The organism is Kordia sp. (assembly GCF_022447245.1).
Taxonomy (GTDB): domain Bacteria; phylum Bacteroidota; class Bacteroidia; order Flavobacteriales; family Flavobacteriaceae; genus Kordia.
Genome location: NZ_JAKVBC010000021.1, coordinates 26,948 through 43,553 on the forward strand (window position 1 = coordinate 26,948; position 16,606 = coordinate 43,553).

The following is a 16,606-nucleotide window of genomic DNA, read 5'->3' on the forward strand; positions in this document are numbered from 1 at the left end:
ATTAATAACTACTTGTTTTGTTTTGATGAGACAAATATTTCGTACTACTGCGCATTTATTTTGCGTAGTATATTTTTCTTTCTAAAAATTTGATTTTAAAGTCAAGCACTTCAGGTTAAAATGTTTATTTATAGTCTTTTAAATACTTTATTCTGAACTTGATTCAGAATCTCATTAAATTAGTTTAGCACATTACTTTGAATTCGTTTGCTAGACTTCTAAAAATTGAGTTTCATTAAAAAAGTCCCAGAATCGTTTTGGTAGAACGATCCTGGGACAGGAATAAAAACATAGTGATTATGTATTTTTTAATAGTTACTTGTTGACTGAAAAAATGTCTTTCAATTGCTTCACAACGCCACCATTTCCAGCAACGGTAATTTCACCAATTTTATCTGCGATTTTTTCAACATATTCCATTTCTTTCAACTGATATAACATTGCGTTTTCTTCCATCAATTTTGCCGTGTTTAGTAAACTTCTGGTAGAAGCTGTTTCCTCACGTCTGGTAATAATGTTTGCTTGTGCTTTTTTCTGTGCAATTAAAACCTGATTCATGATGTCTTTCATTTCACCTGTTAAAATCACATCTCTAATACCACAATACAATACATGAATACCTAAGTTTGCTACCGTATTTTTTATGTTTTCAAATACAGCATTGGCAATGTTTTCTTTTTGATCTAACAATTCATCCAATGTATAGTTTCCAACAAAAGCTCTCAACTTCAACTGCATTGCGATATACAATTGCTTTTCAAAATCCTTATTGTCTAAAATTGCTTTTTTTATGTCAGTTACTTTATACTGTGTGTAAAAGTTGATACGAATTGCTGCTTTATCTTTGGTCAATAATTCTTGACCTGCAATTTCTAGCTGTAATTGACGCATATCGACTTTTGAAATTTTAATACTTGTCGCATTTCTCCAGAAGCGATAGATTCCAGAATCTAATATTTTTTCAAATTTATCATCAATTAATAAAATCGCTTTTTCGTATTCTAATACTTCAAAGATTCTGATATACTTTGACAAGTTGTAGTTCCCTAATAAGTTCTTGTCTTTGATTTCAGTGATCTCGGTTTTACTCAAGTCAACTGGTATAAAAGTTCTTTTTACCAAACCTTTCCAATATAAGTGTTGCCCAGCTTCTAAAACCGTTTTAAAGTTTCCTTTTTCAAATACTAAAACAATTTCATTGTCTTTAATGTCTAATACTTCCAAGTTGTTTTTCAAGTTTTCATCTTGCAATAAAATTTCACTAGCAACTGGCGCATGAAACTTTTCTGTAAGATCATATGTAACCACTTTTTGACGTAAGCCTAACCAATAGTTACCTTCTGTAATAACTTTTTGATAGTTCTCTTTTTTGAAAACCAAACCAATTTTTCCTTTGTTAATTCGTACTTGTTTCATGTCTCTATATTTTTGAGTGCCATTACTGGCGGTTATACTATGTTGTAGTGGATTGATGTAGTTATGACACTACCCATCTAATTAATAACTTTGCTTCCATTGTATTGCCAAAGTCAGCATCACCCATATCATGTACAGGTATTTCAAACCATAAATTTTTACCATCTAATTCTGCATGATAATATGCTACACCTTTTCTTATGTAATTAAAAAATGCAGTTGGCTTCTGTCTGTATAAGGCTTTTTTAATTTCGTTTAATTTCATTGTTTTGTATTTTTAGTAAAGGTTTGTTTTCAAGTTAAAACCTAAAATAATTTGATCTCGATTATCGAGTAAAAACGATTCGCATCAATCATTTCTCTTTCACGGAAATAAAAATTTTTACAGCTTTTAAATACATTTTTTTGAAGATGGAATCGCACCAAAACAAAACCAATTGCTTTATTTTTAGTTTGAATTGATCTTCAAGAAAAAAGTATTTTCCATCAGTAACTCATTTATATCTCAAGGCGATGTCAAAATTGTTGTTCATTTCGTGTGAAACTGCAACCGATTGATACGTCATCGTTTTCAATAAAAACAGCTTAAAAGGCTGGGGATTTTTTTAGAAGAAATCTAACTTCATGATCTACATTAACAGTGTAGTACTCTACCAATTGAGTTACAATAGCCAACCTTGCGGAGCTACTGACCGGACTCGAACCGGCAACATCCTAAAACGTCGTTCTACCAACTGAACTATCTCTGTAATCGAGAATGGGAATCGAACCCATGACCTACGTATCCGTGGTGGATTATATTTGGCAATAACCCGAAGCCTCCAAGTCGAGTTGCATATAAAAGCATGATACAAATTGTGCAACGTTTTATACAATGGTGCTATACAGAAACACGCAACAAGACTCGCTTGATATTTTGAAAAGTAGGGCAACAGGCAAACAACGAAATTTTCCTTGTGGAAAATCGCTCTTACCCTAACAAGTGACTGTTGTATATGAGCAGTGAGCCGGCAATTTGACATCTACGAGAGACTTACTTTTTTACAAAATTTTGCCATGTTGGTTTTTAACCCAACTTCGCTAGCACGGTCGCCCGTGTTACGCTACCTTAGGATCGTTATAGTTACGAAGTAACGCTGTTTTACGACACCTACTTTTATATTTTTAAACAAGGCAAAAAGCAAAAAATGAATTGTACGTGCTCTACCCTCTGAGCTACTTTCCCATGTGTATTTTTATTAGTAGGAAAGGCAGGACTCGAACCTGCGACACCGGCATTAAAAGTGCGAAGTAACATTTTTTTACGGCACTTGTTTATATATTTATTTCAATGAACTTTTTGAGCTAATGTTATACAGAAACGCTTAATAGAACTCGTTTGATTTTTTTGATCCTATTTATAAGTTCATTTCTGTTTTCACAGTGATTCCATAAGTATATACTAATGGTATTCGATTTTTTCTTTTGTAAAAAAATAATAAGCTCTTCTAAATTTTTTATGATCAACACTGCATTATAAAATTGAATGGTTTCTATTAAATTTTCATCAGAAAAATCAAAAGCATCTATTCCACAACATTCAGCAACACAATAAGTTTGTAACTCATTCCAAAAGTCTCTATCTCTATTTAAAAATGTATCTGCTATCATATTTTCTATTTAAAACCTCGCTACAATCTGCAAGTAGCGAGGATGACCAACTAAATAAACAGTAATTAATTCGCAACTGTTTTTCTTTTACAAAGCAAATATTTTAGATTACTGCGCATTTATTTTGCGTAGAATAAATATTAATTAGAAAGTATAAGATAGATACTCGTCAAACGATACTATCGGCACACGATGAACTTGCAAAAGCATACGGTTTTGCTTTGAATGCAAAGCCCATTCCTAGGATATATCCCATGGCTTCTTTGAGAGCCACATTTGATTTAAATTTTGAGTCTGTATTAATATCTGCATGGACTTCCATTTGAATGTTGTACTTTTCCAATAGATTACGAATGCCATAGGCTGTTTCTACGGATAGCGTTACCTCTCTGAGCATACGTTCTTTAATTCCTATTTTGGTTGTTCCTTTTTCGTTTTTAATGAACATAAAACCACCTTTTCCTTCTCTGAGAATTACGATCACAGTACCATAGACAACATGTGTTTTATAGGCCTGTGAATCTGAACCCACATAGATCTTCAATTTATGACCCGCTTTTTGTTCTTTTATAATGGCATTTTCTACAAGTGTTGTTATGGGTTCATTGAACACTTTACCTGAAAAGTTTCGCCATTTGTTCACTGCTATTTTCATCTGTCTATTTTTATGTCAAAGTAGCCACAGCTAATAGTTTTGGTTTGTTGCTGTTTCGTTATTTTGAATAAATTACGTTTGTATTTTTTATAAAGACTGCCCAAGCCTCCATTCTTGGACAGTCGTTTCTACATTACTTAAAAAGAAGTTCTTGTTTAACCATAGTAGCTGCTTCTTTATTAAGTATTTTTGTCATTACTTTTTGATGCTGTTTTTCCATGTTGTTCCAATCATTTTCATGATCTTTTATGAAATCTTCTAGTGCGTCTTTGGCAAGGAATCCAATCGTTTTTCCCGTTTGTTTTGGAGAAAACTCACCAAGTTTACTTTGTACATTCATCAAACGATTTTCGTTTACATAACTTAGAAGTATATCCATCAATTTTTTTTCAGTTTCTGTAAGCTTTTCTGTTGCACTAGGTTTTGAAACTCTTGAACGCTTTACATGTGACTTTTCAGACCATTTTTCATTTTTGTTTTTAAAAATAACGCGTTGTCCATTTCCAAAACGTTTGCTTATCAATGGTTTAATGATAGTTCCTTCACAAATATTATCTTCAATAGTTGGAAGATTTAACCATTCATGTACTTTAGATTCAAAATCATTTGGATATGCCATGCATTCGCTAAATGTCCCTACAAAAAGTGTTTTAGCGCAAAACATTCCTGCTTCTTCAAAATATTTGTTAGCAATGGTTACATCTACATACTGTTTCTGATCTAAACAAATATCAAAAGCGTAAAAGTCATTTTCAGGACTGTAAAAAACACCTTTTTGAATGCGAACCATTCCATTGATTTTTTCTACAGCAGAATGTTCATAGCTTCCTCCGAAAATTTCACCAAAAACGGTCATGATTTCTGTTTCAGGGAAATCTTTTTGTATAAGTTTAAAAAGTGCTGCAATTGCTTTTTCATACTTATTTACTACGTATTTGTAATTGTTAAAGTTTTCATCTTCGGCGATTAAACTCGTACGTTTTGCAACTTGGATTGTATTTCCATCAGTAATGAATGAAAAGTTAGCTCCATGTACTTTTTCTTGTACTACGAAAACATCGTTTCCATATCCGTGAAGGTACACTTGTTCAGTTGCCTTTTTACGGTAGGTATTTTCGATACTATTATATTTATTGAACATGATTTCTATATTTTTTTAGAATGATTATTTTATAAATCATTTCATTTTACGTTGTTCATACAATCGATCTCTGCGATCAATTTCTCCTAAAGGACTTCCTTTAAAAGTGGAGATATTCTGGAATCCATTTTCTGTTGTAATTAGTGAATCTTCAGCCAAAACGGCACCTCTTCTCTTATTTCCATAATCTCCAGTCAGTTTATTTGTGACAGGATCCATGTCGCCCCATAAATTAGTAAGCTTTCCAGGATCTATCGGTTCCACAAAATAGGTGACTCTAGTGTATTTTGAAGTCACGAGGAATCTTCCTGAATCTTCAGTTCTATATAAGAACCTTTGTAATACATCTTGTCTCATGACTATTGTTTTTATTCGTTAATATTTAAGAAATGACAAGGTTTTACTTGCATCTTCGAGATAATTGCTCGCTGTTTTACATTAAACTACATTTCTTTTGTGGAATAAATAGGATTCGAACCTATATCTCTGGGACTTCAATCCAGCGCATTGACCAACTCTGCCATTACTCCAATTTTGGGTGTCATCGGGATTCGAACCCTGTTCTTCTCATTCACAGTGAGGCGTTTTACCAAATAAACTAAAGACACCATTTTGTAGTGATAGAAAGAATCGAACTTTCATCTGCCAACGTATCAGATTGACGCTTTACCAGTTAAGCTATATCACTATTTTTAGTGGCGATAGAAAGAATCGAACTTTCAACTTCTGGCTTATGAGACCAGTGCTTTGCCAATTAAGCTATATCGCTATGGTAGATCTGAGAGGAATCGAACCTCTGCCTCAAGAGTCAAATTCTTGTGTGCTAGCCGTTACACCACAGATCAATTTTGTAAGTCTAATAGGATTCGAACCCATACTCTTAGCTTCGTAAACTAATGTGCTATCCATTACACCATAGACTTGTTGCAACTCCTTTCTAAGATTGCTTTTGTACAGAGAGAGAGACTCGAACTCTCAAAAAACTGCTTCTAAGACAGCTGCGTATGCCATTCCGCCACCTCTGCATTTCGTACCTGCGGTGGGATTCGAACCCACATGTGCTTCGCACAACAGCGTTTAAGACTGTTTTGTATACCAGTTCCATCACACAGGTATGTTGTACTCTGTAGGGGAATCGAACCCCTAATTCTACATAGAAAGTGTAGCGTCTTAACCGTTTGACCAACAGAGCATTTTATGTTAATAGAAAAGTTTAAATTTTCTATTCTTCGTCTGGGAAGCAGGATTCACAAAGTGTTCCTGCTACGCCTCCTTGTAAATCAAATTCAAGTAAGCTTGCTTTGATTTAGTCGTCTGGGAAGCAGGACTCGAACCTACATCCTCTCGCGTCCAAGGCGAGTAAACAGCCAATTGTTCTATTCCCAGATTTAGCAGTACCGACGGGATTCGAACCCGCAACTTCTCGAGAGACAGTCGAGCACTCTACCGTTGAGTCACGATACTATTTGTATAGCTACTAAGAATCGAACTTAGACTAGGAGATTAGAAATCTCATGTGCTATCCATTACACCATAGCTATATACTGCACGCCCGCAAGGATTTGAACCTCAACCGTACGTTTTGGAGACGTACATGCTACCAGTTACACCACAAGCGTGTGTTGTGGAAGTAGTAGGACTCGAACCTACACGCTCTGAAGAGACCAGATTTACAGTCTGGCGAGCCAACCAATTGCTCAATACTTCCTTTTTTAGAGACAAGGATGAGATTGCTGCACGCTCTCATCAAGCCACAAATTGGATTCCATTGTATTCAAATAAATTTGATCCAATGTTATCATTGAGACAAGGATGAGATTGCTGCGCTTTCTCATCAAGTCACAAATTGGATTCCATAGTATTCAAATGAATTTGATCCAATGTTATCATTGAGACAAGGATGAGATTCGAACTCATAAAAAACAGTTTTGCAGACTGTTGCTTTCACCATTCAGCCACCTTGTCATTGCGATACTGGTAGGATTCGAACCTACAACCTCAGGCTTAACAGGCCTTCGCTCTACCATTGAGCTACAATATCCTATTGTGGAGATACGGAGACTTGCACTCCGTGCTGCGGGATGCAAACCCACTGTTTTGGCTAGGTAAACTATATCCCCAATATGTTGCGGAGTGCAAAGGAATTGAACCTTCACCGCGGTTAAACGGACTTGATTAGCAGTCAAGCGTAACAAACCAATATTTACCTACACTCCATTTTTGTTGACGCAGTGAGATTCGAACTCACGACCTTGACGTTAAAAGCGCCCTGCTCTACCAACTAAGCTATGCATCAATTTTATTTGTGGAAGAAGTGGGAATCGAACCCACACGAGTCGTTAACTCCGAACGGTTTTCAAGACCGTGGCCACCGCCAATTGGCTTGCTCTTCCAAAATATCAACCATAAAAAAAGCATCTCTTTTTCGGGAGATGCTTTTATAAAGTTTCTATATAGTTACTATCATAGTAACGTATCTTTATAATACTCCCATTTTTTTCTATACATAAAATCTCCCTTCTGTTCCCAAATAAACAGTCTGCAACTTTCCGGCGATCGGAGAATATTTGCAAAGGCGGATATGTGATGTAATGTATAATTCATGATATTCTTTTTGTGATGTCTTTTTTGTTTTTGACGTTGCAAATATGAAAACGATTTTTTGAATACGCAAATAATTTTTGAATTTATTTTATTGAAAATCAGTTAGTTATGTTTGATTTTGGATATAGAAATCCCTGTCCGTTAGTTAACGGATATTGAACTTTTTGACAACTGTCTGTCTCTCAATTGTTTCTTGTTTCAATGCGTATTATTTTCTATTTGATTATGCGACTAACATTTTTTTAAATTTTTTCATAAAAAAAGCGCCCAATTTCTTGGACGCTTTACTGATTGTATAATTCTAGTGTTATTTCATAGTTTGTTTCACTCATAAAAATCTACATAAAGCGTCTCATTTCGCCAAAATGGTTCAACCATTCCGCGATTTCTGTCCTGACTTTTCAGGCAAATAGAGGCTGTATGTAAATAATATCTTGTCATTAGTGTGGCAAATATGTGATTTTTATGATGTTTCTTCCAAATTTGGAGAACTATTTATATTGATTTTAAAGAAATTACTCGATAAAAGGGGGCTATATCTCATAAAAAGTTCATTTAAATAAGCAACGATAGGCGAGACTCGAACCCGCAGATCCTGAGTGACGGTCAGGTACTCTTCCAGTTGAGCTACTTCCGCTGCCGTTAATAGAGTAAAGGTTGAACGAGATTAGCTCACGACTTAATCATTTTTAAAATAATGAGTTCATGAACCGACATTTTGAACTCGTACCTCTTCTGGATATGAGGCCTGGTGTTTTTCCAGTTAAATTAGCAACCTTTACATATGTTTGTATTTTAAATTCATAGACAAAAACTGAGCGAGACTCGAACCCGCACCTCCAGAATAAAATGTCTGTTTACAGGTGTTCTTCCAATTAAACCATCAGTCTATGCGTATCAAAATTTCTTATTATTCTTTTAAAAAATACAACAGACGGGACTCCAACCCGCATCCTTCGTTTTGAAGACGATGTTCTTCTCCTTTTGAAACTACTGCCGCATTTTTAATATTTTAATTTGTACAGCAGACGAGATTCGAACTCGCAACCCCATGCGTGGCAGGCATGTATTCTTCCAGTTGAACTACTGCTGTTTTGTGCTATTTTACCAATCTTCAACAGCGTAGTTTTTTAGTAACTTTCCTGTAAAGATAGTATTGTTTTGTTCATTTTCATAGATAGGATGAATGATTCTCGAAGCACCATCCACAGGATCGAGTGGAGGAATGTACCCTTGTTCAAATTGTTTTTTACGCAAGGTTTCGCGTGCACCTGTAGAAACCCAACCTACATCTACGGCGTTCATATAAATATTTTCTTTTTCATACGTCATAGCAGCCGTACGTGTCATCATATTCAATGCAGCCTTGGTCATGTTTGTATGCGGATGAAACATGGTTTTGTTATTATAACTGAATTGCCCTTCTGAAGAAGTCACATTAATGATATGCTTTTTAGGAAAAGACGAGTTTTTCAATAAGGGCAAGAATTCTTTAATTAAAAAATATGGAGAAATTTGATTGATTAAATTCACTTCAATTAATTCTTGCATAGAGATTTCTTCTAAAGTTGCATTCCAACTATTTTTGGTTCTATTATCTATAGGTTGTCCAAAGCGGTTCAATTCTAAATAACTCTTTTCAACATGAGTTTCCAGTAGTTTTACATTAGCTACAGGTGTTTCATTTGCGATGAAGTTTTGCTGGCCTGAAAAACCTAGTGCTAATTGCTGTTCTTTGGCAATTAATGGCATATAATATTGATCTGTATATTTGATGGTTTGCGCAGCGTTATTGATCAAAATGTCTAACGATTCATGCTTGCTTTTATAGTTATAAATAAAGTTTTCAACCGATTTTAAATTACGTAAGTCCAATCCGTAAACAACTAAATTGTCTTTCCAGCTTTCATAATCTTCTTCTTGACGAAATTGTTCCAAAGCTGTTGCTGGAAAACGCGTTGTAACGGTCAAATGTGCATTGGAACGCAATATTTTCAAGGCAGTTGCATAGCCAATTTTTACACGTCCGCCAGTGAGAATTACGTTACGACCTGATAAGTTGAGATTTTTGAAACGGTTTTCATAATTGAGTTCTGCACATTTTGGACACAATCGATTGTAGAATGAATGTGCTAAAGAGAAGGAAGTATTACAGGAGTAACAGTTTTTCGGAACATTCAATTTTGTGTATGATTGTGATGTTTCTTGTGCTTCACTATACACTGTCGTATTCTCTAAAGCATTCTTTGAGATTTCACTATTTAAAGTTGTGTGTAAATCTTCTCGTTTTTTGGTAGCATAGCTTTGCTTTCTATTTGTTTTTTTTGCTTTGGAATGAATCTTTGTGATGAGCGTTCCAAATTGTTGATTATCTGGATTTTCCAAAGGATTTTTCTTGAGTGCATGTAATACCTTCAGGCATGTTTCCCATTCCTGTTGCGAAAAATTATATGTTTGTTCTTTATTTTCCATAATCGTAATCTTCAAAAGGTTCTAAAAATCCAATGAGTTTTAAGGTTGACTTTTTCCAGCGAATTCCATGTCCGCTCGCAATTCGTACTTCATATACAACATCATGTTTGTAATGTGTAAATACATTCCACCAGGTTTTGTGTTTTAGAATGTGCTTCACCAGTTTCTGTACATTTTGTTCTTTTTCTTGCGAACTTCCTTTTACATTTCCCCAGAAACTTTCCGTAGAGCGTTGCGCATGTTTTTCCCATGCACGAACCGCTTTTGAAATTTGATCGTTATGTGCTTTAAAACTGTACTTTATCAAATCTTTTTGCAAAGGCGGAATTCCATTTTCGTCCTGAACACTCGCTGAGGTTAATCGTTGTCCAGAAAGTATCAAAATGTCTTTGAATGCTGTTTTTTCCAACGCCGTAGCAAACGCTTTTCTTGTCATTACATTATATTCAAAATCGTATTTTTTCAAGACTTTGAATTGCTCTTTAAAGATAGAAAACGCTGCTTTGATATCAGGAATGATTTCTTCTTCAAAGTTTGGTTTTCCTTGAATTTTAGTAAAATCATTTCTATATAAAGCATAGACATTTCTTGAAAGCAAAGACAAGTGTTCATTTTGTAAAAAATCACCAAATTGTGCTTTCCATTCATCTGAAACAAAGCTCTGAATCGAATATGCTATGTCAAGTAAAGCGTTCACGGCAGTTGTTTGTAAAAATCGGTTCTAATGTTAATGAGTAATGTATTAATAATTTCTAAATTTGGATGTTCTGGTAATGTTGAATTTGCATATAAGCTTTCTAATTTCGTTTTTAATTCGGTTGCCCAAGTCACTAATTCATCATATTCATATTTTCCATGTTTTACATCGAGTAAAAAATCACGATCTGGACGTTTTACTTGAATGGTATTTTGGATTGCTATTTCTTCAGCCATACGTAATAGCCGAAAGGTATGCATCATATTTTTAGAATCGTAATTTTTTCTATGCGAAACGGTGGTTTTGTAGCGTTCTTCATTGCGTTTTTCAACCCAACTCCAGTATTCCTTGTATTTTTTGCAATAGTTAGAATATCCATCTTTGTTAAAGAATAGCATACCAATTGCTTTTTCTTCTTTTGGAATGCTACTTAATGCCAATTCGTTTGCCAATTCACTTTTGATGATTCCTTTGTAAGGAATATTTTCACTGTGATATACATTATGACAATCTTTTAAATGCGGAATGTTTGAGAGTCCACAGTGTTCTTGTTTGATGTTTTTATCAGCCAGAAAATCATGTAAAGGAATAGAAGTTCCGTTTTCATATATAAAACAAAAATCTAGTACAGATTTACGTTCTTTTTCCATTGGATTGACAATTTTCTTTTCCAGACCACGCGCTTTTTTGATTTGCGTAAATGCATAGTTTGCAAACGATTTTTCGCATTGTTTGGATAGAAATATGTCCAGTTTGATTTTGTCAAACAGCGGATCTTTATATAAAACACAATCCTCTGAAACATTTAGTAACTCTAAGATATTTGGATTGTTTTTGGCGCAGAGTTCTATAAATTTTCGCAATTCATAATACACAATATCATTCGTCTCATTATTGATTTGCCCAACATAATCCAGTGAATAATACATGGCTTTTGGCAACACAAAAACACCACGAATATCCGTATCGGAAGTCGCTGTGTCCAACCCATACGCGCGACTTCCACTGATACATTCAAAAATGATATGTCCTGATTTTTTCAGTGTTTCAAGTGTCATTTTCGTTGTTTTTGAAAGTTTTGTAAAACGTTTTTAATTGTTCAATGATTTTACTGGCTGAACTTTGATACAAATGATGTTCATAGTTGTCAAATTGTGTCTGAAATTGATTGATAAATTTTCCAAGTTTTCTTCCTTTAATTTCAGGAAACAATTCCATGATGATTCTTCCATTGTATTTTTCACGAATAGCATTTACATAGTTTTCGCGTTCTTTTTCCGTTTGAATGTTTTGTAAAAGTTCTGCTTCTGGAAAATACGCAGCAATCAATTCGATATATGCGTCTTTTTCTAAAAATTCAGGTTCGCGTACAATCTTATGTATTTTTAAATAGTCAATAAACGCTTCCATTGTGGGTCTTTTTTTGCGTTTGTTGATCGCTTTATTTTCTTCTAAATATGGTTTTGTGGAAAAGTATTTGCTAGCAATTACCCATTCAAAGATTTCTTTTTTTGAAGCAAAACCTTGTTCCCAAACTGCATAATCTAACGAAAGAAACGCAAATATTTTTTTGAAATCTCTCGTAGTTAAAATGTCTTTTGCATAGTTTTCGTCACTTGCTCTTCGAAAGACATAATAGAGTCCTTTTTCACCATATTTTAGATTGAAACGTCGAAAGATTCTTCCAATAATATTTCCAACATCGTTAAAACTTAAAAAGTGAAACGTTGCTAGAAAATGTGTTTCATTTTTGGTGAAATAATCTACTTGCAAGTTTTTATACACTGTGCTAAATACATTTCCAACCGATTTATGCTTTTCAATTTGTAAATCGGAAATGATTTGTTTTTTCAACGATTCCCAATCCGCCACAGCGGACACATTGACCAAGACATCTAAATCGCCAAAATCTGCTTTATCTTCATAATAGCGCGGAATTCGAAAATGAGCCGCACCAATCTTTTCAGAAAGATACACACTGATTTCTTTTTCAATTACCAAATATTCCGCTTTTGGCATGCGTCCTAATTTGAATAAATTTCCGCCCATGCGTTCTTTTAAAATGAATTAAACTTCTTCTGTTGATCATTAGCTTCGCCATCTTCATCTTCGGCAACAAATGCTCTTACAATCGGTTGCAAGTAGCTATCCGTTTCGTGTGGATATTTTTTTCCAAAACTTGACCAACCAGAACTCCAATATAAGATCATTTCTTCAATTACGGGAATAGATTTGGTTTTCGCTGCTGCAAATTCTTCTTTGTGAATTTGTAGCAATTCTTGTTTGTCTTCTATATACCATTCCTGATCTTCTTCATCAAATACATCTTCCAGTAGATTTAGCGAATCTTTTAATTCTCGCAACAAGTAATGACGCATATTCCAACCAAGTACAATAATATCAGAACCGTACATTGACAGCACAGGATTTTGTGTTTTTGTATGATCGCTCACCACAAATCTGTGTCCGTGAATTGGAATTAGTTGCGGTATTTTTTCAAACCATGCTGAGAATATTTTTTCTTTTTCTTCATCAGATTTTGGACGAATTGTTCCCCACGATTTTAACCAAACTTTATTCATGCCTGCCACATCTTCCCATATCGTTTGGTATGGCCATTTTAAATACGCTTCAATTTCTTCATGATCTTGAAGCCAATTGTAAAAATAGGGGCTTTCTATAATTTCTTCCGAATCATCTTCATCATATTTGTAGATTACTTTCCGATCAACTGCATGAAGAATTCTTAGAAACTCTCTGTGTTCTGGCGTAAATTTTATGTTATATTTTCTTTCAGTTTGATCGATTTCCACTTCGGTCATGCCCAACCATTTTGCACCATACTGCCAATCTTCACAGACAAATTCCGCTTCTGAAGTTTCAGGATTTTCACTCCAAAAAGCCTCGGTAGTTTCCTTTACCCAATATAAAAATTCAGTATAGTTTTCAGGAATTTCTGGTTTCATGATTGATAGTTTTTATAAGTAGTGAGTTAAAATTTCTAAATTTTGAATTCCTCTTTTTTTAACTATCATCACCAAACCAACATACGCCGATTTGCGCTTTTGAGATGACAAATATTCCGTAGTCATACCAGTAATTATGACTGATATTGCTCCATCCCGTAAGTGATACTTCTTCATCGTATTTTTTGTCTTCTGCAGGTGTTTCTTCCCAGAAAGAGTTGCAATAGATGGCTTCTATATCATTAAAGTTAGTCAAAAATACGTCTGCAAGTTGTGAAGCTTCGCTATGCTTCATATAATGTTCTTCATATTTACATTCTTTGATGATGGAAGCAATTATAATATTTCTAGCTCGTTCAATAGTAACGGTTTCAAACGTTTCTTTGTCGATTTTTTGATTGTCAATCAATTCGTTTTGATATAGTTTTTGTATGATGGTTTTAAAATCATCTTGCGCAAGATTTCGATCGAAAATATCACAAAATACTTGACCGAGTTGTGCGCCATAGCTTGTCACAGATTTTGATTCTATGAGCAACGCAAGATGTTCAATGTTCACGTTTAAATCTAAGACGCCAAATTGTTTGCGAAACAGTTTGTTAAAGTCTTCTGGATTGGGTTTTTTATTGTTGAGATTATTTTTGATCGCATCGTTTTCCGTAATAATGCTTCTTACCAAATCGATCAAACTTTTGTCTATAGGCGCTTTGCTTTTTTCAATTTCTGTACTTTTCAGCAGCATTAATACGTCCAAACGTTGACACGATTTTTCATCTAAAAGCGGATACAATTCACGAAAAGCTACTGGCGGAATCGTTTCTTTTTTGTAAATCCAATTTGCACACAAAGCGGTTCGAATTGCATAGAAATAACTTTTTAACGTCATTTGATCAGAACCTAAACTTTCTTCAAAGTTCTTGTTCATACTATGATAATGAAAGAAACCTGTAACAGGATTAAAATTCTTTTCAGCGACTACTTTCATTTCTTCTAATAGTGTTCCTGAATTTTTATATACGATAGGAGAGAAGAGCCAACCTAACAAAGAGGCGTTCGACTTTGCGAGTAGTTTTAATGCTTTACGAATGTCCCAACCTGAACCATCCAAATCGTCTTCAGTCATGAAATCAATGGTATCTTTTTGTTCCCACAGATTCAAATACCAATCAGCCTTGTGTTTGTACACAAAACGAATATCGTAGTCTGAATCTGGAGAAGCAAAGCCCCAAGCTCTGCTTCCTGATTCGACAGCGAATAGGATTTCGATATTTCTATCACGTTCTATTTCGTTGAGTTTTTCTAGTATTTTCGTTTTCATGTTGACTATTTTAATAGCAATACCAAAAGAGATTTTTTTTGGGTATTGGAAATTCTATTTCTTGACCCTGAAGTTTTTTTCTGAGAACAACTTTGGATTTTGTACGATATTCTCTATTTAAACTTCTACGTAATTCACTAGAATCGCTTGTCCAAGGATTTCTAGCAGCACGTGCTCTTTTTTTGCGTTTGTGAACTTCTTTAAAATTGTAAAATTTCTTGTTCTTGCATGTTTTCATTTTGTATTGAATTATTTGTTAATAATATCAATACACGGTGCCTTTTTTAGTTTGCATGATTTTATATGTTTCGTTGTTTTGTATTTCTGAGTTCAAAGATGGAATTTGATTGCGCAATATTTTTGCGTAGTAGTTTTCTTATTGACATTTTAAACACCAATCAAGAATTTTTGCAATATTTCTAGCATCGTCAATTCCTCTGTGATGTGTTCCATCAAGTGGAATTTTTAAGATATTTAGCGCGCCTTTCATCCCTACTTTTTTACGCAAGACTTTTACTTCTGTGAACATGGTTTTTACATTGATATGCTGTTGTCCCATAGGATATTCTGTATTCCTTAGTTTACATTGACGTTTCAACATGTTAAGGTCATATTGACCGTAACTAGCCCAAGTATATTGTTTTGGATTGTATTCTACACGAAGTTTGGTGCAAGCTTCTTGAAATGAGATTCCTTCTGTATCAATGAGTTCTTTTGTAATTGTAGTGAGTTCAGTGCAAAATTCACTGATTTCAGAACGTTCAGGCTTTATAAGAATGCCTTCGTTTTGAGTGATTTCTCCTGTTTCAGTATTTAGAATACAGATGCCAATTTCTATGATTTCATTGACTTGTCCAGCAGGAATTGGTCCATTCCAGCAAGTAGCTTCTAAGTCAACGATGATTATATTTTTTGTGTGATTCATTTTTAGTTTTTTATTCAGATTCTAACACATTTTTTTGTGGAACATGTTCATCTACTATATGACGAATCATATTGCACCAGGCTTTTGAATTGTCTAAAATCCAGGCATCCGAACTGATAGCAATGTGCCCGCTTTCGGCAATGTATTTATCTGGATTGTTTTCTAAGATAATTTCCCAATGGTAGTTGTGTTCTTCTGTGAATTCTCGTAACATGGTTTTTAGTCGTCCACTATTGGAAACAGGTTTGTCAAAGATCCAAGTGGCTTTTTTGACTTTGTTTTCTTGAAGAAAGTTTGCAATGAGTTGAATAGCTTCTGGTGTTTGTTTTACTTTTTTATAGGTTCCGTGTACGCTTGATAAATCGCGGTAACAACCATCTAAACCTTTGAATAGATATGCGCCAGATAATGCACTTTCTAACATAATTAATACATTAAAACCATCTAGATAGACTTCCTTTTCTGTCAATTGATTTGGTAATAGGCAAGTTGCAGCTCGTTTTTCAAGTTTGTGAGCAGCTTCACTCATTCCTTGTACAGCACGTTGTTGACGATTGTTAAGTTTGTAACGATTTCCTACCAATGCCACAGACGATTTTTCAGAGAATCCTCTACTCAATAAATACGATATATCTTTGATAGCTTCTCGCATTTTTGATTGCATGTTTGGATCGCCAAATAAACGATCGTCGCTTCCTTCTTTTCCTCTGCTTCTTGTTGCCATGAGATTCGTTTGTTTTGCTTTTAATAGAGTAATTGAAT

The 16,606-nt window shown here is 34.5% G+C and carries 14 protein-coding genes and 21 tRNA genes; all 35 read right to left on the reverse strand.

Going from position 1 to position 16,606, the window contains the following annotated elements:
- Positions 1–315: 315 nt before the first annotated feature.
- On the reverse strand, positions 316–1,416 hold the full coding sequence (locus MK119_RS14640; protein ID WP_290680154.1) for a slipin family protein: 1,101 nt from the start codon (positions 1,414–1,416) through the stop codon (positions 316–318).
- 61 nt (positions 1,417–1,477) lie between these two features.
- Positions 1,478–1,681 carry a hypothetical protein gene (locus MK119_RS14645; protein WP_290680156.1) on the reverse strand — a complete coding sequence of 68 codons (204 nt, stop codon included), beginning with the start codon at positions 1,679–1,681 and terminating at the stop codon, positions 1,478–1,480.
- Positions 1,682–2,102: 421 nt separating this feature from the next.
- Positions 2,103–2,165: transfer RNA gene (locus MK119_RS14650), tRNA-Ser, on the reverse strand.
- Positions 2,166–2,766: 601 nt separating this feature from the next.
- On the reverse strand, positions 2,767–3,066 hold the full coding sequence (locus MK119_RS14655; RefSeq protein WP_290680158.1) for a DUF6331 family protein: 300 nt from the start codon (positions 3,064–3,066) through the stop codon (positions 2,767–2,769).
- Positions 3,067–3,235: 169 nt separating this feature from the next.
- Positions 3,236–3,721 (reverse strand): ribonuclease H-like YkuK family protein, encoded by a 486-nt coding sequence (locus tag MK119_RS14660; protein WP_290680160.1) that lies wholly within the window; start codon positions 3,719–3,721, stop codon positions 3,236–3,238.
- 133 nt (positions 3,722–3,854) lie between these two features.
- Entirely contained in the window at positions 3,855–4,862 is a 1,008-nt protein-coding gene (locus MK119_RS14665; RefSeq protein ID WP_290680162.1) for an RNA ligase, Rnl2 family, read from the reverse strand.
- Between the two features lie 36 nt (positions 4,863–4,898).
- On the reverse strand, positions 4,899–5,219 hold the full coding sequence (locus MK119_RS14670; protein WP_290680164.1) for a hypothetical protein: 321 nt from the start codon (positions 5,217–5,219) through the stop codon (positions 4,899–4,901).
- A 100-nt stretch (positions 5,220–5,319) separates the two neighbouring features.
- Positions 5,320–5,392: transfer RNA gene (locus MK119_RS14675), tRNA-Phe, on the reverse strand.
- 5 nt (positions 5,393–5,397) lie between these two features.
- A tRNA-His gene (locus MK119_RS14680) sits at positions 5,398–5,471 on the reverse strand.
- 6 nt (positions 5,472–5,477) lie between these two features.
- A tRNA-Ile gene (locus MK119_RS14685) sits at positions 5,478–5,550 on the reverse strand.
- Between the two features lie 8 nt (positions 5,551–5,558).
- Positions 5,559–5,631, reverse strand: a tRNA-Met gene (locus tag MK119_RS14690).
- 82 nt (positions 5,632–5,713) lie between these two features.
- Positions 5,714–5,785, reverse strand: a tRNA-Arg gene (locus MK119_RS14695).
- Between the two features lie 29 nt (positions 5,786–5,814).
- Positions 5,815–5,887: transfer RNA gene (locus MK119_RS14700), tRNA-Leu, on the reverse strand.
- A 6-nt stretch (positions 5,888–5,893) separates the two neighbouring features.
- Positions 5,894–5,976: transfer RNA gene (locus MK119_RS14705), tRNA-Leu, on the reverse strand.
- A 6-nt stretch (positions 5,977–5,982) separates the two neighbouring features.
- Positions 5,983–6,054, reverse strand: a tRNA-Glu gene (locus MK119_RS14710).
- A gap of 121 nt (positions 6,055–6,175) precedes the next feature.
- Positions 6,176–6,248 (reverse strand) — tRNA-Pro (locus MK119_RS14715).
- A gap of 6 nt (positions 6,249–6,254) precedes the next feature.
- Positions 6,255–6,326, reverse strand: a tRNA-Asp gene (locus MK119_RS14720).
- Between the two features lie 83 nt (positions 6,327–6,409).
- Positions 6,410–6,481: transfer RNA gene (locus MK119_RS14725), tRNA-Trp, on the reverse strand.
- 6 nt (positions 6,482–6,487) lie between these two features.
- Positions 6,488–6,570: transfer RNA gene (locus tag MK119_RS14730), tRNA-Tyr, on the reverse strand.
- 184 nt (positions 6,571–6,754) lie between these two features.
- Positions 6,755–6,827, reverse strand: a tRNA-Cys gene (locus MK119_RS14735).
- Positions 6,828–6,831: 4 nt separating this feature from the next.
- Positions 6,832–6,903 (reverse strand) — tRNA-Asn (locus MK119_RS14740).
- Between the two features lie 6 nt (positions 6,904–6,909).
- A tRNA-Ala gene (locus tag MK119_RS14745) sits at positions 6,910–6,982 on the reverse strand.
- Between the two features lie 9 nt (positions 6,983–6,991).
- Positions 6,992–7,078: transfer RNA gene (locus MK119_RS14750), tRNA-Ser, on the reverse strand.
- Between the two features lie 7 nt (positions 7,079–7,085).
- Positions 7,086–7,158: transfer RNA gene (locus MK119_RS14755), tRNA-Lys, on the reverse strand.
- A 10-nt stretch (positions 7,159–7,168) separates the two neighbouring features.
- Positions 7,169–7,255: transfer RNA gene (locus tag MK119_RS14760), tRNA-Ser, on the reverse strand.
- 1,021 nt (positions 7,256–8,276) lie between these two features.
- Positions 8,277–8,356: transfer RNA gene (locus MK119_RS14765), tRNA-OTHER, on the reverse strand.
- Positions 8,357–8,486: 130 nt separating this feature from the next.
- A tRNA-Gly gene (locus MK119_RS14770) sits at positions 8,487–8,559 on the reverse strand.
- Positions 8,560–8,570: 11 nt separating this feature from the next.
- The gene (locus MK119_RS14775; RefSeq protein WP_290680166.1) at positions 8,571–9,938 is read right to left on the reverse strand and encodes an SDR family oxidoreductase; all 1,368 of its coding nucleotides are present in this window, start codon (positions 9,936–9,938) and stop codon (positions 8,571–8,573) included.
- Entirely contained in the window at positions 9,928–10,635 is a 708-nt protein-coding gene (locus tag MK119_RS14780) for a hypothetical protein (protein ID WP_290680168.1), read from the reverse strand. The genes MK119_RS14775 and MK119_RS14780 overlap by 11 nt, the downstream gene beginning before the upstream one ends.
- On the reverse strand, positions 10,632–11,693 hold the full coding sequence (locus tag MK119_RS14785) for a nucleotidyltransferase domain-containing protein (protein ID WP_290680169.1): 1,062 nt from the start codon (positions 11,691–11,693) through the stop codon (positions 10,632–10,634). The genes MK119_RS14780 and MK119_RS14785 overlap by 4 nt, the downstream gene beginning before the upstream one ends.
- Entirely contained in the window at positions 11,683–12,684 is a 1,002-nt protein-coding gene (locus tag MK119_RS14790) for a hypothetical protein (RefSeq protein ID WP_290680170.1), read from the reverse strand. The genes MK119_RS14785 and MK119_RS14790 overlap by 11 nt, the downstream gene beginning before the upstream one ends.
- A gap of 8 nt (positions 12,685–12,692) precedes the next feature.
- Positions 12,693–13,601 carry a hypothetical protein gene (locus MK119_RS14795; protein WP_290680172.1) on the reverse strand — a complete coding sequence of 303 codons (909 nt, stop codon included), beginning with the start codon at positions 13,599–13,601 and terminating at the stop codon, positions 12,693–12,695.
- 58 nt (positions 13,602–13,659) lie between these two features.
- A complete protein-coding gene (locus MK119_RS14800; RefSeq protein ID WP_290680174.1) occupies positions 13,660–14,919 on the reverse strand; it encodes a nucleotidyltransferase domain-containing protein in 1,260 nt (419 codons plus the stop codon).
- A gap of 376 nt (positions 14,920–15,295) precedes the next feature.
- A complete protein-coding gene (locus MK119_RS14805; RefSeq protein ID WP_290680176.1) occupies positions 15,296–15,844 on the reverse strand; it encodes a 3'-5' exonuclease in 549 nt (182 codons plus the stop codon).
- A 10-nt stretch (positions 15,845–15,854) separates the two neighbouring features.
- Positions 15,855–16,568: a DUF434 domain-containing protein gene (locus MK119_RS14810; protein ID WP_290680178.1), complete on the reverse strand. Its 714-nt coding sequence runs from the start codon at positions 16,566–16,568 to the stop codon at positions 15,855–15,857.
- Between the last annotated feature and the right edge of the window lie 38 nt (positions 16,569–16,606).

Excerpts from the sequence above, each read along its gene's own strand:
- MK119_RS14640 (WP_290680154.1), bottom strand. The coding sequence starts at position 1,416 with ATGAAACAAGTACGAATTAACAAAGGAAAAATTGGTTTGGTTTTCAAA.
- MK119_RS14645 (WP_290680156.1), bottom strand. The coding sequence starts at position 1,681 with ATGAAATTAAACGAAATTAAAAAAGCCTTATACAGACAGAAGCCAACT.
- MK119_RS14655 (WP_290680158.1), bottom strand. The coding sequence starts at position 3,066 with ATGATAGCAGATACATTTTTAAATAGAGATAGAGACTTTTGGAATGAG.
- MK119_RS14660 (WP_290680160.1), bottom strand. The coding sequence starts at position 3,721 with ATGAAAATAGCAGTGAACAAATGGCGAAACTTTTCAGGTAAAGTGTTC.
- MK119_RS14665 (WP_290680162.1), bottom strand. The coding sequence starts at position 4,862 with ATGTTCAATAAATATAATAGTATCGAAAATACCTACCGTAAAAAGGCA.
- MK119_RS14670 (WP_290680164.1), bottom strand. The coding sequence starts at position 5,219 with ATGAGACAAGATGTATTACAAAGGTTCTTATATAGAACTGAAGATTCA.
- MK119_RS14775 (WP_290680166.1), bottom strand. The coding sequence starts at position 9,938 with ATGGAAAATAAAGAACAAACATATAATTTTTCGCAACAGGAATGGGAA.
- MK119_RS14785 (WP_290680169.1), bottom strand. The coding sequence starts at position 11,693 with ATGACACTTGAAACACTGAAAAAATCAGGACATATCATTTTTGAATGT.
- MK119_RS14790 (WP_290680170.1), bottom strand. The coding sequence starts at position 12,684 with ATGGGCGGAAATTTATTCAAATTAGGACGCATGCCAAAAGCGGAATAT.
- MK119_RS14795 (WP_290680172.1), bottom strand. The coding sequence starts at position 13,601 with ATGAAACCAGAAATTCCTGAAAACTATACTGAATTTTTATATTGGGTA.
- MK119_RS14800 (WP_290680174.1), bottom strand. The coding sequence starts at position 14,919 with ATGAAAACGAAAATACTAGAAAAACTCAACGAAATAGAACGTGATAGA.
- MK119_RS14805 (WP_290680176.1), bottom strand. The coding sequence starts at position 15,844 with ATGAATCACACAAAAAATATAATCATCGTTGACTTAGAAGCTACTTGC.
- MK119_RS14810 (WP_290680178.1), bottom strand. The coding sequence starts at position 16,568 with ATGGCAACAAGAAGCAGAGGAAAAGAAGGAAGCGACGATCGTTTATTT.